Raw genomic sequence first — 17,774 nt, 5'->3', positions numbered from 1 at the left:
GCCGCGGAACCCCTCGGGTTCCGCGGCGCTTTCGCGTCCGCGGGAGCTCTGCGGGAAGCGTCGACGCGCGGCATAATGAGTTGTCATGACCAGTGAGCCAGCCCGGTCCGCCACCGAACCCCTCCGCGACGACATCCGCCTCCTCGGCGGGATCCTCGGCGACACCGTCCGGGAGCAGGCCGGCCCCGAGATCTTCGACCTCGTCGAGCGGGCGCGCCAGGAGTCCTTCGCGGTCCGCCGCTCCGAGATCGACCGCGAGCAGCTCGCCGCCCTCTTCACCGACCTGCCCACCGCGCAGGCGATCCCGGTGATCCGCGCCTTCTCCCACTTCGCGCTCCTCGCCAACCTCGCCGAGGACCTGCACCGCGAGCGCCGCCGCGCCCTCCACGTGCGGGCGGGGGAGCCGCCGCAAGCCTCATCGCTGGCCCACACCTACGGCCTGCTGGAGACGGCCGGGCTCGACGGTGCCGATGTGGCCGCGGCGCTGCGGCACGCCCTCGTCGTACCGGTGATCACGGCGCACCCCACCGAGACCCGGCGGCGGACCGTCTTCGACACCCAGCACCGGATCACCGAGCTCATGCGCTACCGCGATCGCACCGAGCTGGACGCGCGTGAGGAGGAGCGCACCCAGGTGGCGCTCCGGCGCCAGATCCTCACCCTGTGGGACACGGCGCTCGTGCGGCTCGAGCGCCTGCGCATCCAGGACGAGATCGAGAACGGCCTGCGCTACTTCGACGCGGCCTTCCTGCAGGTCATGCCCGAGATCAACCGCGAGGCGCGCACGCGGCTGCGGGCGCTGTACCCCGGGACCGCCCTCCTGTCCGATCCCATCGTCCGGCCCGGATCGTGGATCGGCGGCGACCGGGACGGCAATCCGAACGTCACCGACGAGGTGGTCACAATGGCCTCGCGGCGCGCCGCCGCCACCGCCCTCGGGCACTACCTGCGGGAACTGCTGCAGCTGGAGCAGGAACTGGCGCTCAGCTCCCGGCTCACCACGGTCTCCGACGAACTGCTCGCGCTCGCCGCCTGGGACGACTCGCCCAAGCGCGCGGACGAGCCGTACCGGCGCGCGCTGCACGGTATCCGCGGACGCCTGTCGGCCACTGCGGACGAGCTGCTGGACGAGCCGCTCGAGGCGCGCACCGACATCGGGGCGCAGGCCTACGGCGCACCGTCGGAGCTGCTCGCGGACCTGGGGGTGGTGGACGCCTCGCTGCGGACCGGCGGGGACGGCCTGATCGCCGACGACCGCCTGCAGGCGCTGCGGGAGGCGGTGCACACCTTCGGCTTCCACCTCTCCGGGCTCGATATGCGGCAGAACTCCGACGTGCACGAGGAGACCATTGCGGAGCTGTTCGCCTGGGCGGGCGTGCATCCCGACTACGCGGCCCTCGGCGAGGAGGAGCGCGTGCGCCTGCTGACCGACGAGCTGCGGCTGCGCCGGCCGCTCGTCGGGCCGGGCGCCGAGTTCTCCGAGCAGACGGACAAGGAGCTCGGCGTGCTCCGCGCCGCCGCGCGGGCGGTGAGGGCGCTCGGGCCCGGGGCGATCCCGAACTACGTCATCTCGATGTGCACCTCGGTCTCCGACCTGCTCGAGACGGCGGTCCTGCTCAAGGAGGCGGGACTGCTGCGGCCCGACACCGACGGCGGAGCGCACTGCCCGGTGAACATCGTCCCGCTGTTCGAGACCATCGAGGACCTGCAGCAGGGCGCTGCCACGATGCGCGCCGTCCTGGCCGTGCCGGTGTACCGCGCGCTCGTCGACGGCAAGGGCGGGCTGCAGGAGATCATGCTGGGGTACAGCGATTCCAACAAGGACGGCGGCTACCTCGCGGCCAACTGGGCGTTGTACCGGGCGGAGCTGGACCTCGTCGCGATGGCGCGCGAGGCGGGGATCACGCTGCGGCTCTTCCACGGTCGCGGCGGCACCGTCGGGCGCGGGGGAGGCCCGAGCTACGAGGCGATCCTCGCGCAGCCGCCGGGGGCGGTCCGCGGCTCGCTGCGCCTGACCGAGCAGGGCGAGATCATCGCCGCCAAGTACGCCGAACCCGCGCTGGCCGTGCGGAACCTGGAGTCGCTGGTGGCGGCGACACTCGAGTCCTCGCTGCTCGATGTCGAGGGGCTCGGCGACGACGCCGAGGAGGCCTACGCGGTCCTCGACGAGCTCGCCGCGCTCGCCCGCGACGCCTACGGCGATCTCGTGCACCGCACCGACGGCTTCGTCGAGTACTTCAAGACCTCCACGCCGGTGGAGGAGATCGGCTCGCTGAACATCGGCTCGCGCCCCAGCTCGCGCAAACAGACGTCCAAGATCTCGGACCTGCGCGCGATCCCGTGGGTGATGGCCTGGTCGCTCTCACGTGTGATGCTGCCGGGCTTCTACGGCACGGGCTCCGCGTTCGAGGCGTGGATCGGCGGCGACCCGGAGCGGCTCGAGCGGCTGCGCGCGCTGTACCGGCGCTGGCCCTTCTTCCGGTCGGTCCTCTCCAACATGGCGCAGGTACTCGCGAAGTCCGACCTCGGTCTGGCCGCGCGGTACGCGGATCTCGTGCCCGATGCCGCACTGCGGGAGCGGGTCTTCGGGAAGATCGCCGACGAGCACCGGCGGACGATCGAGATGTACTACGCGATCACCGAGACCGACGATCTGCTCGCCGACAACCACGCCCTCAAACGCTCGGTGTTCAACCGATTCCCGTACCTCGAGCCGCTCAATCACCTGCAGGTCGAGCTGCTCCGTCGGTACCGGTCCGGCGACGAGGATCCGTTGGTGCAGCGCGGCATCCTCCTGACGATGAACGGCCTCGCCACCGCCCTGCGCAACTCCGGCTAGGTCTCCGCCCCAGGACGGAGGACGTGGCGCGCCACCGGCGGTACTGTCGGCCGCATGACTGACGTAGTGGTGCAGGACGAACGGGCGACGGTACTGAACTTCCTCGCCGACATGGCGGACGGCAGGGCGGAGGAGGCGATCGCCGCCTTCGACGAGGACGTGGTCTACACGAACGTGGGCCTGCCCACCCTGCGCGGGCGCTCGCGCGCCGGCCGGGTGATCAGGCTGCTCTCCCTGCCCGCTCTCGGCTTCGGCGTCGAGGTCACCTCGATCGCGTCCGACGGTGCGCTCGTCCTCACCGAGCGCATCGACGAGCTCCGGGTGGGGCCGCTGCGCGTGCGGTTCTGGGTGTGCGGCCGGTTCGACGTGCGCGACGGCCGGATCGTGCTGTGGCGCGACTACTTCGACAACGTCGACGTGTTCAAGGGCATCGTGCGCGGCGTGCTGGCGCTGGTGATCCCCGCCGCGCAGCGTCCGATGACGCCGCTGCAGCGCCCGGGCGACCCGGCGTAGCGGAGCCGGGATACGAGGAAGGGGCGCCGCGGCCGGTGGCCGCGACGCCCCTCGTCGGGGATCGTGCGCGTCAGAGGGTGCGCGCGATGATCTCCTTCATGATCTCGTTGGTGCCGGCGTAGATCATCTGGACGCGGTTGTCGACCCAGAAGCGCGCCGCCGGGTACTCGGCCATGTAGCCGTAGCCGCCGAAGAGCTGCAGGCACTCGGAGGCGACCTCCTGGGCGCGGTCCGAGGTCCACCACTTCGCCATGGCGACGGTGGGGATGTCCAGCTCGCCCTTGACGTGCTTCTCGATGCAGTCGTCGACGAAGACGCGCGCGATGGTGGCCTCGGTGAGCGCCTCGGCGAGCTTGAACTTGGTGTTCTGGAAGCCGAAGATGGGGCGGCCGAAGGCCTCGCGCTCCTTGGTGTAGCGCAGGGTCTCCTCGAAGATGACCTCCATGCCGGCGACGCACGCCTGGCCGATGATGAGGCGCTCCTGGGGGAGCTGCTGCATGAGCTGGTAGAAGCCCTGGCCCTCTTCGGTGCCGAGCAGGTTCTCGACGGGCACGTGGACGTCGTCGAAGAAGAGCTCCGAGGTGTCCTGGCCCTTCTGGCCGATCTTGTTGAGGATGTTGCCCTTGCGGAAGCCCTCGCGGTCGGCTTCGACCAGGATCAGCGAGATGCCGGCGGCGCCCTGATCGGGGTCGGTCTTGCAGACCAGCACGACGATGTCGGCCTGCTGGCCGTTCGTGATGAAGGTCTTGCTGCCGTTGATCACGTACTCGCCGCCGGTCTTGATGGCGCGGGTCTTGACGTTCTGCAGGTCCGAGCCGGTGCCGGGCTCGGTCATGGCGATGGCGCCGACGGCCTCGCCGGAGGCCATCTTCGGCAGCCACTGCTGCTTCTGCTCCTCGGTGCCGTACGCGAGGATGTAGTGCGCGACGATGCCGTTGTGCAGCGAGACGCCCCAGCTGGTGTCGAAGGCCTGCGCCTGCGCGGCGATGAGCACCGACTCGTGGCGGAAGTCGCCGCCACCGCCGCCGTACTCCTCCGGGATCGACAGGCACAGCAGGCCGAGCTCGCCGGCCTTGTTCCACAGGTCGCGGTCTACGTGGTGCTGCTCGGCGAACTTCTCGACGTTCGGCGTGAGCTCCTTGGCCAGGAACTTGTCCGCGAGGTCGCGGAGGGCGTCGAGCTCCTCGTTCATCCAGCTCGAGCGGCGGCGTGCGGCCATGGGGTGACCACCTTTCTGCAGGGGTTCTGCGGGCTTGTTGAACACCACTTAATCAGAACCGTCTCGTCGAAAACAAGCACGACTGACTGATTACCGGCTAACGTGCAGGTCAGCGCCGGAACTCGGTGTCGCTGGCGCGCGTCCCAGGCAGGGCCTGCGCCGCCCGACGGCCGGCGCGAAACTTTTTCGGAACCGTTCCCCGAGCCGGTGCGTCTAATTGATGCGGAGGAAAAACCAACGAGATCGGGGGGACGAGTTGGAGGCGACACCGCAGTTCTGGTCGGACGCCGCGGGGGCGGAGAAGACGTTCGAGCAGGCAAACGAGGTCCGTGAGCGATTGGCCCGGGTAACGGGCACCGGGACGGCCGCGCGTGGGGGCGTGCGGGTCACCGTCGGAATGGGGGGACGGCTCACGGGGGTAGTGATCGCTGGACGCGCCATGGAGCTCTCGGGGGAGGCTCTCGGCGCGGAGATCATGACGGCGGCCTCCCTGGCCGAAAAGGCCGCGGCCAGGGAGGTCCACTCGATAGCCACCGAGTTCTACCCGGACCTGGACTTCTGGGATCAGTACACGGGAGCGGGGGAGAAATGACCGACTGCCGAATCGACCCGGCCACCGTCGCCGCGCACGAGAAGGTGCTGAACGACGTGGCGGCCACGGTGAGCGCCGCCGGTAGCACGTCGGCATCGAACCGGGTCGGAGACGGTGATTACGGAGCACTGTTCGGATGGCTCGCGACGCGTGTCAACAACGCGTTGGACGACCTCACCGAATCCGTCACCACGCACAGCGGAGAACTCGGCACGCACCGTGCCGAGTTCCAGCGCAACGTCGCCGTGAATCAGCAGGCCGATCAAGGCGGCGCGACGGCGCTGACCGAAACGGGCCGGCGATGAGCGGCGACGGCGTGATCGACACCGTCGGCGACGCGGTCGCCGGAGTTCCGCTCGCGGAGGCAGTCGTCGACGCGGCCGAGGCCGTCTTCCAAGACCAGAGCCCCATGGGGCTGATCGCCGCGGTCCTGAGCGGTACCTCCGAAGTGTCGGGCATCATCGACGATCCGATCGGGAGCTTCTTCGCCTCCGGGGTGGGCTGGATCATCGAGGCCATCCCCGCGCTGCAGTCCGCGCTGGACGCGGTGTCAGGCAATGAGGAGAACATCGAAGATCTGAACAAGCTGTGGACGGAACAGATCGCGAAGCCCCTCGCCGGCGTCGCCGACGACGTGCGCAGCGCCGCCGTCGCGACGGCCTCGGGGTGGTCCGGAGTCGACGCCACTGCGTATCGCACCACGACCACGGCGTTGGCCGAGCACAGCGAAGCGTTGGGAACCGCGGCCCGGGCGACCGCCGCAGGTATGAGCTTCGCGGGTTCTCTCGTCCTGGAAGTCCGGACCTTCATCCGGGACGAGCTGTCGAAACTGCTCGTCTGGGCCGTTGCGGCGTACGCCGTTGCCACGGCGTCCTCGATCCCGACGGGCGGTGCTTCCGTTGTCGCGGCGACGAACACGATCCTGCTCCGGGGCGCTGCGCTCGCGCAGCGATTCGCCGGAGTCCTGCGGAAGTTGACCACCAAGCTGGAATCCCTCGCTGAGAAGTTCGCCTCCCTCGGAACTGCTGCCCGAGCGTTGAAGCGTGCGAGCACTGGTATCGACAACGTGGCCGCGTCGACGACGCGCGCCGTCGACGACGGGATCGTGGTGCAGACCGCTTTTCACTTGATGGGCAAGAGTCCGATCTCGTCCGCCACTGAAGTGGCGGCCTCTGCTGGAACGAGTGCGATCAAGGCGACCGGGGACGGGTGGAGCAGCTGGGCCGGATCGCAACCCGCCTGAGTGATTGGTGCACTATGGCGGGGTGACAATCGCATCGGCACGTGACCTGGTGATCCTCGACGTCCCGGACGAGGCGCGTGCCGCGCACGCGCGGCTGCTCGGGGCCGAGCCCGCGGAGCGGTACACCACGGGCGGCATCGATGTGGTGGTCGGCGCACCGCCGTGGGCGGCCTCGTCGGGGCTGCTGGTCGCGTCGGACGACCCCGCCGCGCAGGCGAGGCTCGTCGAGCGACGCGGCCTGCCACTGAAGGAAGCGGAGGGCGGATTCGCCGGCGTCGCAGACGGACTCGTGCTCGGCCTCGGCGGGCCCACCGAGCCCGCCGTCGCACCGGGCGCGGACATCACCGGCGTCGACCACGTCGTCCTCACCTCGCCGAACCGCGACCGGATCATCGCGGCGCTCTGCGGCCGCCTGGACTTCGACCTGCGCCTCGACCGCGTGCAGTCGTGGGGCGTGCACCAGCTCTTCTTCCGCCGTGGTGACCTCCTCATCGAGGTCGTGCTGCAGGAGGGCGAGGGCGTCGACCCCGCCGGCCCGGACGCGCTGTGGGGCCTCGCTTGGCGCACCGTCGACGCGGATGCGACGCACGCCCGCCTGACGGAGCAGGGCATCACCGTGAGCGAGGTGCGGCGCGGCGCCAAGCCGGGCACACGCGTCGCCACGGTCAAGGACCCCGCGCTGGGCGTCCCGACGATCGTGCTGGAGCAGGCCTAGCCGAGCCGGGACGCGGCGGCACCGTCGAGGTACCAGACCGTCGCCTCGGAGCCGTGGGCACCGGCGCAGGGCCAGTCCTCGGGCGAGGCGCCGCCGACGCCGGCCGCGACCGCCTCCGCCTTATCGGTGCCCGAGACCAGGAACCACACGCGCCGTGCCGCGGCCACCGCGGGCAGCGTCAGCGTGAGCCGGCGCGGGGGCGGCTTGGGGGAGTCGCGCACCGAGACGACGGGCTCCTCCGTCTCGCGCACCGCATCGGTGTGCGGGAACAGCGAATTGATGTGGCCCTCGCCGCCCATGCCCAACAGGTGCAGGTCGAACCGGGGCACGGTCGCCGCCCCTACCCGCACCGCGTTGCCGCGGGCAGCGGCGTTGTCCGCCAAGCGCTTCGCGTAGACACGGGCGGCCAGCTCGCCGTCGCCGCTGAACTCGTCGGAGGCGGGGAAGCGGTAGACGTTGGCGTCGGGGATCGGCACGTGCGCCAGCAGCGCGTCCTCGGCCTGCAGCACGTTGCGGTCGGGATCGTCTCCCGCCACGAAGCGCTCGTCGCCGAAGAACACGTCGACCCGCGACCAGTCGATCACCTTCTCGCGCAGCGCCGCCGAGAGGGCGTTGCCGTTCGTGCCGCCGGTCAGCACGATCGAGGCGAAGCCCCGCTCGGCCTGGGCCGCTTCGATCACGGCGACCACGTCGTCGGCCGCCGCGGCGACCAGGGCCGCGGCGTCGTCGAAGGTGCGGACGGTGGGCTCGGTCATCAGGGCATCTCCGATCGGTCCACGTCGGACACGCCGCCCAACGCCGTGAAGTAGATGTCGTCGTCGTCGAGGCGGCGCAGCTCCTCCGCCAGGCAGTCCGCCACATCCCGCCGGCGGATCGCGACGCGGCCGTCGGGCTGACCGGGGCGCACGAGGACGGCGGTGGAGTTCTGATCGAACTCCAGGCGCAGCGGGCCGCTCGGCTGGTCCAGCTGCACCTCGAAGCTGCCCGCGCGCCGCTGCACGGGTACGTCGAGCTGCGCCCGCAGCCACCCGGCGAGCAGATCGATGCCGGGGCTGTTCGACGGCCCGGTCACGACGGCGGAGGTGATCGCCTCGAACGGCGGCTGGTCGAGCGCGGACGCCAGCAGTGCGCGCCACGGGGTGATCCGCGACCAGGCGAGGTCGGAATCGCCCGGCGCGAAGCCGTCGCGGCGCCGGGCCAGAACGGCGACGGAGTCGTCGGAGGCGGTGGCGTCGGTGATGCGGCGGGTCGCCAGCGCGCCCACCTTGTCGGCGGAGGGCACCGCCGGGGCCGCGCCCGGCCACCACGCCACGACGGGGGTGTCGGGGAGCAGGAACGGCACGATCACCGAGGCGGCGTGGTCGGCCAGTTCGCCGAAGAGGCGGAGTACGACCACCTCGGAGGCGCCGGCGTCGCCGCCCACGCGGATCTGGGCGTCGAGGCGGGTCCGCTCGGCGCGCGGGCCCCGCGCGACCACGATGACGCGGCACGGGTGCTCGCGCGAGGCGGCGTTGGTCGCCTCGATCGCGCTCTCGGTGGGCTCGCCCTCCTCGGCGGAGATGATGAGCGTCAGGACGCGGCCCAGGGTCACCGCGCCGCCCGACTCGCGCAGGCGGACGAGCTTCTTCGAGACGTCCTGGGTGGAGGTGTCCGGCAGATCGAGAATCATGGGCGACGCCACGTCCTTCCGGTCCGGGCCAGCATCTCGTCGGCCGACGCCGGGCCCCACGACCCGGACTCGTACTCCTCGGGCCTGCCGCCCTCGGCCCACATCTCGAGCACCGGGTCGAGGATCTTCCAGGACAGTTCGACCTCGTCGTTCACCGGGAACAGCGACGGCTCGCCGAGCAGCACGTCGAGGATCAGGCGCTCGTACGCCTCGGGGGAGCTGACGGTGAACGCCTCGCCGTAGCTGAAGTCCATGTTGACGTCGCGGACCTCCATCGAGCTGCCCGGCACCTTCGAGCCGAACCGCAGCGTCACGCCCTCGTCGGGCTGGACGCGGATGACGAGCGCGTTCTGGCCCAGCTCCTCGGTCATGGTGTCGTCGAAGGGCAGGTGCGGCGCGCGCTTGAACATGAGCGCGATCTCGGTGACCCGCCGCCCCAATCGCTTGCCCGTGCGCAGGTAGAAGGGCACGCCGGCCCAGCGCCGGGACGCGATCTCGACGGTGATCGCGGCGTAGGTCTCCGTGGTGGAGGTCGCGCTGAAGCCCTCCTCCTGCAGCAGGCCCACGACCTTCTCGCTGCCCTGCCAGCCGGGACCGTACTGGCCGCGCGCGGAGGTCTCCGCGAGCGGCTCGACGGGGGAGGTCGCGGAGAGGACCTTGATCTTCTCCGCCTGCAACTCGGCCGGGTGGAAGCTGGTCGGCTCCTCCATCGCGACGAGCGCCATGAGCTGGAGCAGGTGGTTCTGGATGACGTCGCGGGCGGCGCCGATGCCGTCGTAGTAGCCGGCGCGACCGCCGAGGCCGATGTCCTCGGCCATGGTGATCTGCACGCTGTCGACGTAGTGGCTGTTCCACGTCGGCTCGAAGAGCTGGTTCGCGAACCGCAGCGCGAGGATGTTCTGCACCGTCTCCTTGCCGAGGTAGTGGTCGATCCGGAAGACGGACTGCTCGGGGAAGACGTCGTTGACCACCGCGTTGAGCTTCTGCGCCGACTCCAGGTCGTGCCCGAAGGGCTTCTCGATCACCACGCGGCGCCAGCCGTGCGACTGATCGGCGAGCCCGGAGCGCTTGAGCTGCTCGCACACCGTGGGGAAGGCGTCCGGCGGGATCGACAGGTAGAAGGCGGTGTTGCCGCCCGTGCCGCGCACCCGGTCGAGTTCCTCCAACGCGGCGGAGAGCCGGTCGAAGGAGTCGTCGTCGTCGAACTCACCCTGCACGAAGCGGATGCCCTCGGCCAGGCGCTCCCAGACGTCGTTGCGGAACTCGGTGCGCGAGTGGGCTTTCGCCGCCTCGCGCACCGTCGCCGCGAAGTCCTCATCGGTCCAGGGGCGGCGACCGAAACCGACCAGCGAGAAGCCGGGCGGCAGCAGGCCGCGGTTGGCCAGGTCGTACACGGCGGGCATGAGCTTGCGCCGCGAGAGGTCGCCGGTGACGCCGAAGATCACCAGGGACGACGGCCCCGCGATCCTCGGCAGCCGCCGGTCCTTGGGGTCGCGCAACGGATTTCCGGGCATCATGCCTCCCCGTCCGGGCGGTGCCGGCTGCTCGCGGCGATGCCGCTCCGGATCCGGCGCACCGCGGGTTAGGCCTCGGCCTTGAGCTGCTCGGCGGTCGCGTCCAGCAGCTCCTGCCAGGCCTTCTCGAACTTCTCCACGCCCTCGGTCTCGAGCAGTTCGAAGACCTCGGAGAGGTCCACACCTGCGCCCTGCAGATCACCGAAGACCTGCGCCGACTCCTCGGCGCGGCCGAGGATCGTTCCGTCGGTGACCTCGCCGTGGTCGGCGAAGGCCGCCATCGTGGCGCCCGGCATGGTGTTGACGGTGTTCGGCGCGATCAGGCCGGCCACGTACAGCGTGTCCGGGTAGTCCGGGTTCTTCACGCCGGTCGAGGCCCACAGCGGCCGCTGGACGTTGGCGCCCTCGATCGCGGCGAAGCGGGCGGCGCCGAAGATCTCCTCGTAGGCGGCGTACGCGAGGCGCGCGTTGGCCAGGCCCGCCTTGCCGCGCAGCGCCTGCGCGGCGTCGGTGCCCATCTCCTCGAGCCGCTTGTCGATCTCGGTGTCCACGCGGGAGACGAAGAACGAAGCGACCGAGTAGATCTCGGAAACGTCCTTCCCGGCCGCCGCGGCCTCCTCGAGGCCGTCGAGGTAGGCGTCCATGACCTGACGGTGCCGCTCCACGGAGAAGATCAGCGTCACGTTCACCGAGATGCCCTCGGCGATGACGCGCGTGATGGCGGGCAGGCCGGCCAGGGTGGCGGGGATCTTGATCAGCACGTTCGGCCGGTCGACGATGCGGTGCAGCTCGATCGCCTGGGCGATGGTGCCCTCGGTGTCGTGCGCGAGCCGCGGGTCCACCTCGATGGAGACGCGACCGTCGACGCCGCCGGTCTTCTCGAAGACGGGCGCGAGCACGTCGCACGCCGCACGCACGTCGTCGGTGGTGACGGTGCGGATCGTCTCGTCCACGCCCGCACCGCGGGCCTTGAGCTCGGCCACCTGGCCGTCGTACTCGGTGCCCTTGGACAGCGCGGACTGGAAGATCGCCGGGTTGGTGGTGACGCCGGTGACGGAGTCGGTCTCGGTGAGCTCCTTGAGCTTGCCGGACTCGATCAGGCTGCGCGACAGGTCGTCGAGCCAGACGGAGACGCCTGCCTCGTAGAGGGCCGCGAGGTTCGGGTTCTGAGCCATGGTGTGGTTATCCCTTCAGGTTGGCGAGGGACTGCTCGGCCTTCTGGGCCACGTTCTCGCCGGTGAATCCGTACTTGGCGAACAGGACCTTGTCGGAGGCGGACTCGCCGAAGTGCTCGAGCGAGACGACCTCGCCGAAGCCGCCGACGATGCGCCACCACGACTGGGCGATGCCGGCCTCGACCGCGACGCGGGCCTTGACCGCCGGCGGCAGCACGCTGTCCTGGTACGCCTGCTCCTGCGCGTGGAACCACTCGACCGAGGGCATGGAGACGACGCGCGCCGCGATCCCCTTGGCGGCGAGCAGATCCGCGGCCTGCACCGCGAGCTGGACCTCCGAGCCGGTGCCGATGAGCAGCACGTCCGGGGTGCCGTCGGTGTCGCGGAGCACGTACCCGCCGCGGGCGACGCCCTCCGACGAGGTGCCCTCGAGGATCGGCACGCCCTGGCGGGTCAGGACGAGGCCGGTGGGGCCGTTGCCGCCCTTGCGCTCCAGGGTCGCCTTCCACGCCGCGACGGTCTCGTTCGCGTCCGCCGGGCGCACGACGTTCAGGCCCGGGATGGCGCGCAGCGCGGCCAGGTGCTCGACGGGCTGGTGGGTGGGGCCGTCCTCGCCGAGGCCGATCGAATCGTGCGTCCACACGTAGATCGGGTCGATGTCCATGAGGGCCGCGAGGCGCACGGCGGGGCGCATGTAGTCCGCGAACTGCAGGAAGGTGCCCGCGTAGGGGCGGGTCTTGCCGTGCAGCACGATGCCGTTGAGGATCGAGCCCATGGCGTGCTCGCGGATGCCGAAGTGCAGCGTGCGGCCGTAGGGCTGCGCGTTCCAATCGTTGGTCGAGATCGACGTCGGGCCGAACGAATCGGCGCCCTTGATCGTGGTGTTGTTCGAGCCGGCCAGGTCGGCGGAGCCGCCCCACAGCTCGGGCAGGGTCTGGCCAGCGGCCGCGAGGAAGGCGCCCGACGCGGCGCGGGTCGCGAGGGCCTTGTCGTCGACCGACCAGGTGGGCAGCTCGGCGTCCCAGCCCTCGGGCAGCGCACCCGCCTCGAGCCGGTCCAGCAGAGCCTTGCGCTCCGGGTTGGCCGCGGCCCAGGCGCCGAACTTCGCGTTCCAGGCCTCGTGCTCGGCCTGCCCGCGCTTGATCAGCTCACGCGAGTGGGCGATCACCTCGGGGGCCACGTCGAAGTTCTTGGCCGGGTCGAAGCCGAGGATCTCCTTGACGGCGGCCACCTCGTCGGTGCCGAGCGCGGAGCCGTGCACGCCGCCGGTGTTCATCTTGTTCGGCGCGGGGAAGCCGATCACGGTGCGCAGGATGATGATCGAGGGCTTGTCGGTGACCGCCTTGGCGGCGGCGACGGCCTCCTCGATCGCGGTGACGTTCTCGCCGCCCTCGACGTACTGCACGTGCCAGCCGTAGGCCTCGTAGCGCTTCGCGACGTCCTCGGACAGCGCGATGTCGGTGTCGTGCTCGATCGAGATCTTGTTGTCGTCGTAGAAGACGACCAGGTTGCCCAGCTGCTGGGTGCCGGCGAGCGACGAGGCCTCGGAGGTCACGCCCTCCTCGATGTCACCGTCGGAGGCGATGACGTAGACGAAGTGGTCGAACGGGCTCTGGCCCGGCGCGGTCTCGGGATCGAACAGGCCGCGCTCGTAGCGCGAGGCCATCGCCATGCCCACCGCCGAGGCGAGGCCCTGACCCAGCGGACCCGTGGTGATCTCCACGCCGCGGGTGTGGCCGTACTCCGGGTGCCCGGGGGTCAGCGAGCCCTCGGTGCGCAGGGCCTCGATGTCGCTGAGCTCGAGGCCGAAGCCGCCGAGGTACAGCTGCAGGTACAGGGTGAGGCTCGAGTGGCCGCAGGAGAGCACGAACCGGTCGCGGCCGATCCAGTGCGTGTCCGACGGGTCGTGCACCATCACCTTCTGGAACAGGGTGTAGGCCAGGGGAGCGAGGCTCATGGCGGTGCCCGGGTGGCCGTTGCCGACCTTCTGCACCGCGTCGGCCGCCAGCACTCGGGCGGTGTCCACCGCACGCGTGTCGAGATCGGTCCAGTCGGCGGGGTGGTGCGGCGTGGTGAGTGCGTGGATCTCGGCGGTGCTGGTCACGGCGGGCGGACTCTCCTGGTCGTGTAGGCGTACGTGCTCAAGTGTGAACCCTACTCGGCGCCGACGCACGGTCTGCGGAAACTACCGGTTGGCTCGTCGGGCGGCGGGGGTCGCGGTTCCCCGGTGGCCAACCCGATTCGGCACCTCGGGGCCGGAGGACTACCATGGCTCGTAGTAGATGGGGTCTGCGCCGGTCGCGGGCCCGCGGCGGGACCGATGAGTCCCACCGCCCGCGGTCGGTCAGCCCCGGCTGGGGAGGAAACGAGTCCGGCGGCGTCGGGCGTGCGAAGAAGAGAGTGCGGCACACATGGTTTTCAAGGGCGGGCACGGGACCAACACCCCAGACGCTCGCTCGGCGGCCGCACCGGTTCCCGCCTCGTTCGCGGGCCGGGCCTGGCAGACGGTGCTCGCCTACATCGCGCTCACCAAGCCGAAGGTGATCGAGCTGCTGCTCGTCGCCACCATCCCGGTGATGCTGCTGGCCGACCGCGGCCACGTGAACCTGCCGCTCATCCTGTCGACGTTGTTCGGCGGCTGGCTGGGTGCGGCGTCGGCGAACACGCTGAACATGGTCGCGGACGCCGACATCGACCAGAAGATGAAGCGCACCGAGCGCCGCCCGCTCGCGCGGCACGCGGTGCCCGTCCGGCACGCCCTGATCTTCGGTCTGGTGCTCGCCGCGGCCTCGTTCGCCTGGCTGACGTGGCGCGCGAACCTCCTCGCCGCCGTGCTGGTGCTGGTGACGATCGCCTTCTACCTCTTCGTCTACACGATGCTGCTCAAGCGCCGCACCTCGCAGAACGTGGTGTGGGGCGGCGCCGCGGGCTGCATGCCCACCCTCGTGGGCTGGGCCGCCGCCACCGGCACCATCGAGTGGCCGGCCATCGTGCTGTTCCTGGTGATCTTCTTCTGGACGCCGCCGCACACGTGGGCGCTGGCCATGCGCTACCGCGAGGACTACAAGGCCGCCGGCGTGCCCATGCTGCCCGTCGTGGCGCCGGAGACCACCGTCGCGCGACAGATGGTCTGGTACACCTGGGCCACCGTCATCACCACGCTCGTGCTGATCCCCGCCGCGGGCCTGGTCTACGCCATCGCCGCCGCGGTGTGCGGCGGCTGGTTCCTCTACGCCGTGCACAAGCTGTACTCGCAGACCAAGGCCGGTCAGGAGATCAAGCCGCTCAAGGTCTTCCTGCAGTCGAACAACTACCTCGCGGTGCTGTTCTGCGCCCTCTCGGTGGACTCGATCCTCAACTACAGCACCGTCTGGCAGTTGCTCGGCCACTGACATGGCAGCCTCCGACCGTGACGTCTGGCCGCTGATCTTCGCCGAGCGCGCAGCGCTCGCCGAGGACGTGGACGCTCTCACGGACGAGCAATGGAGCACCCCGTCGCTGTGCGCGGGGCTGACGGTCCGCGAGGTCCTGGCCCACCTCACCGCCGGGGCGTCCGACAATCCCGTCGTCTGGTTCGCGGGCGTGCTGCGCAACCGCTTCGACTTCGACGCCAACGTCGCGCAGCGGCTCGCCAAGCGCCTGGGCGACGACCCCGCCGAGACGCTGCAGCGGTTCCGCGGCGTGCGCTCCAGCCGGACCAAGGCGCCGATCCCGGTGTCCGCGATGCTCGGGGAGATCGTGGTGCACGGCGAGGACATCCGGCGCCCGCTCGGCATCGTCCGCGCGTATCCGGCGCAGGTGCTCGAGCGCGTCGCCGCCTTCTACGCCGGCTCGGATCTCATGCTGCCGTCCGCCACCCGGGCGCGCGGGCTGCGCCTGCGGGCCGTCGACGGTGCTTTCGCCGCCGGTGACGGCCCCGAGGTCGCCGGGCCCACCCTCGCGCTGATCATGGCGCTGACCGGGCGCGACGACTATCTCGGCGAGCTGAGTGGACCGGGAGTGGCGGAGTTCGCCGCGCGCTGACCGATCTGCGAGGCGTGCTCAGGCCTGCGCGATCCCCAGGGCGGCGGTCACCGTCGCGCGGACCCGACGGTGCACCTCCTCGGCCGGCGACGCGTCGAACTTGCCGTCCAGGTGGAGGAAGGCCAGCCCGTGGACCAGCGCCCACACGGCCGTGGCGGTGTCCGTGGAATCGGCCGAGCCCGGCAGCGTCTGCTGGATCAGCCCCGTGAGATAGGTCTTGACGGCCTCGACGGCCTCGACCCGGTCGGGCTCCGTGCCGCACGGCTCGGCGAACATGGCGCGGAAGAGTCCGGTGCGGTGCAGGGCGAAGTCCACGTAGGCGATCGCGATGTCGGGCAGGTCCTCGGGGCCCGACGGTGCGGGGCTGGCGGCGGCGAGCGCGGCCGCGAGCTCGCGGTAGCCGACGGCGGCGACCGCCGAGATCAGCGCGCCACGATCCGGGAAGTGCCGGTACGGCGCGGCGGTGGAGACACCGGCGCGGCGAGCGACGGCGCGCAACGACAGATCGGTGGCGCCGCCCTCCTCGTCGAGGATCTCGACGGCGGCGCTCACCAGGGCGCCGGGCAGGTCGCCGTGGTGGTAGGTCGTGGGCATGGGCTCAGAATACAACACCGTGTTGACACCGCTTACATGCCGTGTCAGGGGAGCAGCGCCACCGAGCCGGTCGTCCGCCGTGCCTGCAGGTCCGTGTGGGCGCGCCCGGCCTCCGCCAGAGGGTAGGTCGCGCCGACGGTGAACGTCAGCGAGCCGTCGCGCAGCCCGTCGAGGACGGCGCCGCTGCGCCGCGCGAAGTCCTCCGGCGTCGCGACGTGATGCGCGAGCGTCGGGCGCTGCACGAACAGCGAGCCCAGTGGGTTGAGCCGCTGCAGGTCGAAGGGCGGCACCGGGCCGGACGCCGCGCCGAACAGCACGACGATGCCCTTGTGCCGCGTCGCGAGCAGCGAGGCCTCGAAGGTGTCCTTACCCACGCCGTCGTACACGGCGGCCACGCCCTCGCCGTCGGTCAGCTCTCGCACGCGGGCCGCGACGTCCTCGTCGTAGCGCAGCACCTGCCACGCGCCCGCCTCGCGCGAGAGCCGCTCCTTCTCGTCGGTCGAGACCGTCGTGATCACGCGGGCACCCAGCGCGGTCGCCATCTGCGTCACCAGCAGGCCCGTGCCTCCCGCGCCGGCGTGCACCAGCACGGTCTCGCCCGCCGTCACCGGGTGCGAGTCGTGCGCGAGGTAGTGGGCGGTCATGCCCTGCAGCAGGACCGACGCCGCGACCTCGGGCGCCACCCCGTCGGGCACGACGACGGTGCGGTCGGCCGGGACGTTCACCAGCTCCGCGTACGAGCCCGGGCCGTCGCACCAGGCGACCACGTCGCCCACGGCGCGGCCCGTGACGCCCTCGCCCAGCGCCACGACGGTGCCCGAGCCCTCGCTGCCCGGGACGTACGGCAGCGTCGTGGGGTACATGCCCTCGCGGAAGTAGGTGTCGATGAAGTTCACGCCGATCGCGGACGTGCGCACCAGCACCTGGCCGGGGCCCGGGACGGGGTCGGGTGCCTCGCCGTAGGTCAGGACTTCGGGGCCGCCGTGTTCGGTCACAGTGATCGCGCGCATGTGTCCTCTCTACCGCACGGGGTGTGACAGGGTCGACGGGGCCGCGGAATCCGGCGGCACATCCACCTCGACCGAGGAGTTCCTCGTTGCGTTCACTCGTCTACTACGTCGCCGTCTCGCTCGACGGTCGGATCGCCGGCCCCGAGGGCCAGTACGACTTCTACCCCGTCGACGAGGAGTACTCCCGGCAGATGAACGAGGAGTGGGGCGACGGCCTGCCGACGGGGCTGCACGAGGCCCTGGGGATCACGCCGCCCCGGACCAAGTGGGACACCGTCGTCATGGGCACCACGACCTACCGGATCGGCGCCGACGTGGGCGTGAACGATCCGTACTCGCATCTGCGGACGATCGTCTACTCGCGGTCCCTGAACGCCGCGGACTTCCCGGAGGTGGAGATCGTCGCCGACGATCCCGTCGAGCACATGCGCGCGCTCAAACAGCAGGAGGGCGGCGACATCTGGCTGTGCGGCGGGGGAGCGCTCGCTGCGACGCTCGCGCCCGAGGTCGATCGGCTCGCGCTGAAGATCTACCCGGTGACCGCGGGCGACGGGGTGCCGCTGTTCGCGGGCGGGTTCGCGCCGCAGCAGTGGAAGCTGACCTCGCACCGCGCCTTCGACATCGGCGTGATCCTGGCGCAGTACGAACGGGCCTGAGCCCGTGGTGGC

Annotated in this window: 17 protein-coding genes; 9 read left to right on the top strand and 8 right to left on the bottom strand. The window is 70.9% G+C overall.

The features are described from left to right. Positions 1–85: 85 nt before the first annotated feature. The gene (gene ppc, locus BLQ62_RS14150; protein WP_068568591.1) at positions 86–2,839 is read left to right on the top strand and encodes a phosphoenolpyruvate carboxylase; all 2,754 of its coding nucleotides are present in this window, start codon (positions 86–88) and stop codon (positions 2,837–2,839) included. A gap of 54 nt (positions 2,840–2,893) precedes the next feature. Further along, complete coding sequence (locus BLQ62_RS14145) at positions 2,894–3,352, top strand: limonene-1,2-epoxide hydrolase family protein (protein ID WP_068533937.1); 459 nt, start codon at positions 2,894–2,896, stop codon at positions 3,350–3,352. A gap of 70 nt (positions 3,353–3,422) precedes the next feature. Here BLQ62_RS14145 and BLQ62_RS14140 read toward each other — a convergent pair whose 3' ends face one another. Further along, positions 3,423–4,571 (bottom strand): acyl-CoA dehydrogenase family protein, encoded by a 1,149-nt coding sequence (locus BLQ62_RS14140; RefSeq protein WP_068533935.1) that lies wholly within the window; start codon positions 4,569–4,571, stop codon positions 3,423–3,425. A 256-nt stretch (positions 4,572–4,827) separates the two neighbouring features. Here BLQ62_RS14140 and BLQ62_RS14135 point away from each other — a divergent pair, with 256 nt between their 5' ends. Genes BLQ62_RS14135 through BLQ62_RS14120 form a run of 4 tightly spaced genes read left to right on the top strand, consistent with a single transcriptional unit; the run spans position 4,828 to position 7,121 of the window. Further along, positions 4,828–5,163, top strand: a complete 336-nt coding sequence (locus BLQ62_RS14135; RefSeq protein WP_160126310.1) for a YbaB/EbfC family nucleoid-associated protein — start codon at positions 4,828–4,830, stop codon at positions 5,161–5,163. Further along, positions 5,160–5,468 (top strand): hypothetical protein, encoded by a 309-nt coding sequence (locus tag BLQ62_RS14130; protein ID WP_068568590.1) that lies wholly within the window; start codon positions 5,160–5,162, stop codon positions 5,466–5,468. Before BLQ62_RS14135 ends, BLQ62_RS14130 begins: the two co-directional genes overlap by 4 nt. A gap of 11 nt (positions 5,469–5,479) precedes the next feature. Beyond that, on the top strand, positions 5,480–6,406 hold the full coding sequence (locus BLQ62_RS14125; RefSeq protein ID WP_170842914.1) for a hypothetical protein: 927 nt from the start codon (positions 5,480–5,482) through the stop codon (positions 6,404–6,406). A 22-nt stretch (positions 6,407–6,428) separates the two neighbouring features. After that, on the top strand, positions 6,429–7,121 hold the full coding sequence (locus BLQ62_RS14120) for a VOC family protein (RefSeq protein ID WP_231857740.1): 693 nt from the start codon (positions 6,429–6,431) through the stop codon (positions 7,119–7,121). Here BLQ62_RS14120 and pgl read toward each other — a convergent pair. The 5 genes from pgl to tkt form a co-directional block, all read right to left on the bottom strand. Further along, the gene (gene pgl / locus BLQ62_RS14115; RefSeq protein WP_068568588.1) at positions 7,118–7,876 is read right to left on the bottom strand and encodes a 6-phosphogluconolactonase; all 759 of its coding nucleotides are present in this window, start codon (positions 7,874–7,876) and stop codon (positions 7,118–7,120) included. The genes BLQ62_RS14120 and pgl overlap by 4 nt on opposite strands. Then, positions 7,876–8,790 (bottom strand): glucose-6-phosphate dehydrogenase assembly protein OpcA, encoded by a 915-nt coding sequence (gene opcA, locus BLQ62_RS14110; protein WP_068534176.1) that lies wholly within the window; start codon positions 8,788–8,790, stop codon positions 7,876–7,878. Before opcA ends, pgl begins: the two co-directional genes overlap by 1 nt. After that, positions 8,787–10,307, bottom strand: coding sequence for a glucose-6-phosphate dehydrogenase (zwf, locus tag BLQ62_RS14105; RefSeq protein WP_068533925.1), 1,521 nt, complete (start codon positions 10,305–10,307; stop codon positions 8,787–8,789). Before zwf ends, opcA begins: the two co-directional genes overlap by 4 nt. Positions 10,308–10,372: 65 nt before the next feature. Next, entirely contained in the window at positions 10,373–11,479 is a 1,107-nt protein-coding gene (tal, locus tag BLQ62_RS14100) for a transaldolase (RefSeq protein ID WP_068533923.1), read from the bottom strand. A gap of 7 nt (positions 11,480–11,486) precedes the next feature. Continuing rightward, positions 11,487–13,583: a transketolase gene (gene tkt / locus BLQ62_RS14095; RefSeq protein ID WP_068568586.1), complete on the bottom strand. Its 2,097-nt coding sequence runs from the start codon at positions 13,581–13,583 to the stop codon at positions 11,487–11,489. A gap of 307 nt (positions 13,584–13,890) precedes the next feature. Between tkt and BLQ62_RS14090 the strand changes: the two genes are divergently transcribed. Together BLQ62_RS14090 and BLQ62_RS14085 are read left to right on the top strand one after the other, a co-directional pair. Next, entirely contained in the window at positions 13,891–14,871 is a 981-nt protein-coding gene (locus BLQ62_RS14090) for a heme o synthase (RefSeq protein WP_068533920.1), read from the top strand. Between the two features lies 1 nt (position 14,872). After that, entirely contained in the window at positions 14,873–15,502 is a 630-nt protein-coding gene (locus BLQ62_RS14085) for a maleylpyruvate isomerase family mycothiol-dependent enzyme (protein ID WP_068533918.1), read from the top strand. Positions 15,503–15,520: 18 nt separating this feature from the next. Here the strand turns inward: BLQ62_RS14085 and BLQ62_RS14080 are convergent, their stop codons facing one another. Both BLQ62_RS14080 and BLQ62_RS14075 read right to left on the bottom strand, forming a co-directional pair. After that, positions 15,521–16,096 carry a TetR/AcrR family transcriptional regulator gene (locus tag BLQ62_RS14080; RefSeq protein ID WP_068533916.1) on the bottom strand — a complete coding sequence of 192 codons (576 nt, stop codon included), beginning with the start codon at positions 16,094–16,096 and terminating at the stop codon, positions 15,521–15,523. 44 nt (positions 16,097–16,140) lie between these two features. Further along, positions 16,141–17,106, bottom strand: a complete 966-nt coding sequence (locus BLQ62_RS14075) for a quinone oxidoreductase family protein (RefSeq protein WP_068568584.1) — start codon at positions 17,104–17,106, stop codon at positions 16,141–16,143. Between the two features lie 86 nt (positions 17,107–17,192). Here BLQ62_RS14075 and BLQ62_RS14070 point away from each other — a divergent pair, with 86 nt between their 5' ends. Continuing rightward, the gene (locus tag BLQ62_RS14070) at positions 17,193–17,762 is read left to right on the top strand and encodes a dihydrofolate reductase family protein (RefSeq protein WP_068533912.1); all 570 of its coding nucleotides are present in this window, start codon (positions 17,193–17,195) and stop codon (positions 17,760–17,762) included. Positions 17,763–17,774: the final 12 nt, after the last annotated feature.

The organism is Tsukamurella pulmonis (assembly GCF_900103175.1).
Lineage (GTDB): Bacteria > Actinomycetota > Actinomycetes > Mycobacteriales > Mycobacteriaceae > Tsukamurella > Tsukamurella pulmonis.
Note: the sequence above shows the minus strand (reverse complement) of the source record. Positions and strands in the feature narration are given on the sequence as shown.

What these genes read in the sequence shown, in the direction of transcription:
- BLQ62_RS14130 (WP_068568590.1), top strand. Translation starts at nt 5,160, where the DNA reads ATGACCGACTGCCGAATCGACCCGGCCACCGTCGCCGCGCACGAGAAG.
- BLQ62_RS14085 (WP_068533918.1), top strand. Translation starts at nt 14,873, where the DNA reads ATGGCAGCCTCCGACCGTGACGTCTGGCCGCTGATCTTCGCCGAGCGC.
- BLQ62_RS14075 (WP_068568584.1), bottom strand. Translation starts at nt 17,106, where the DNA reads ATGCGCGCGATCACTGTGACCGAACACGGCGGCCCCGAAGTCCTGACC.
- BLQ62_RS14140 (WP_068533935.1), bottom strand. Translation starts at nt 4,571, where the DNA reads ATGGCCGCACGCCGCCGCTCGAGCTGGATGAACGAGGAGCTCGACGCC.
- opcA (WP_068534176.1), bottom strand. Translation starts at nt 8,790, where the DNA reads ATGATTCTCGATCTGCCGGACACCTCCACCCAGGACGTCTCGAAGAAG.
- BLQ62_RS14080 (WP_068533916.1), bottom strand. Translation starts at nt 16,096, where the DNA reads ATGCCCACGACCTACCACCACGGCGACCTGCCCGGCGCCCTGGTGAGC.
- pgl (WP_068568588.1), bottom strand. Translation starts at nt 7,876, where the DNA reads ATGACCGAGCCCACCGTCCGCACCTTCGACGACGCCGCGGCCCTGGTC.
- BLQ62_RS14145 (WP_068533937.1), top strand. Translation starts at nt 2,894, where the DNA reads ATGACTGACGTAGTGGTGCAGGACGAACGGGCGACGGTACTGAACTTC.
- ppc (WP_068568591.1), top strand. Translation starts at nt 86, where the DNA reads ATGACCAGTGAGCCAGCCCGGTCCGCCACCGAACCCCTCCGCGACGAC.
- BLQ62_RS14090 (WP_068533920.1), top strand. Translation starts at nt 13,891, where the DNA reads ATGGTTTTCAAGGGCGGGCACGGGACCAACACCCCAGACGCTCGCTCG.
- tal (WP_068533923.1), bottom strand. Translation starts at nt 11,479, where the DNA reads ATGGCTCAGAACCCGAACCTCGCGGCCCTCTACGAGGCAGGCGTCTCC.
- zwf (WP_068533925.1), bottom strand. Translation starts at nt 10,307, where the DNA reads ATGATGCCCGGAAATCCGTTGCGCGACCCCAAGGACCGGCGGCTGCCG.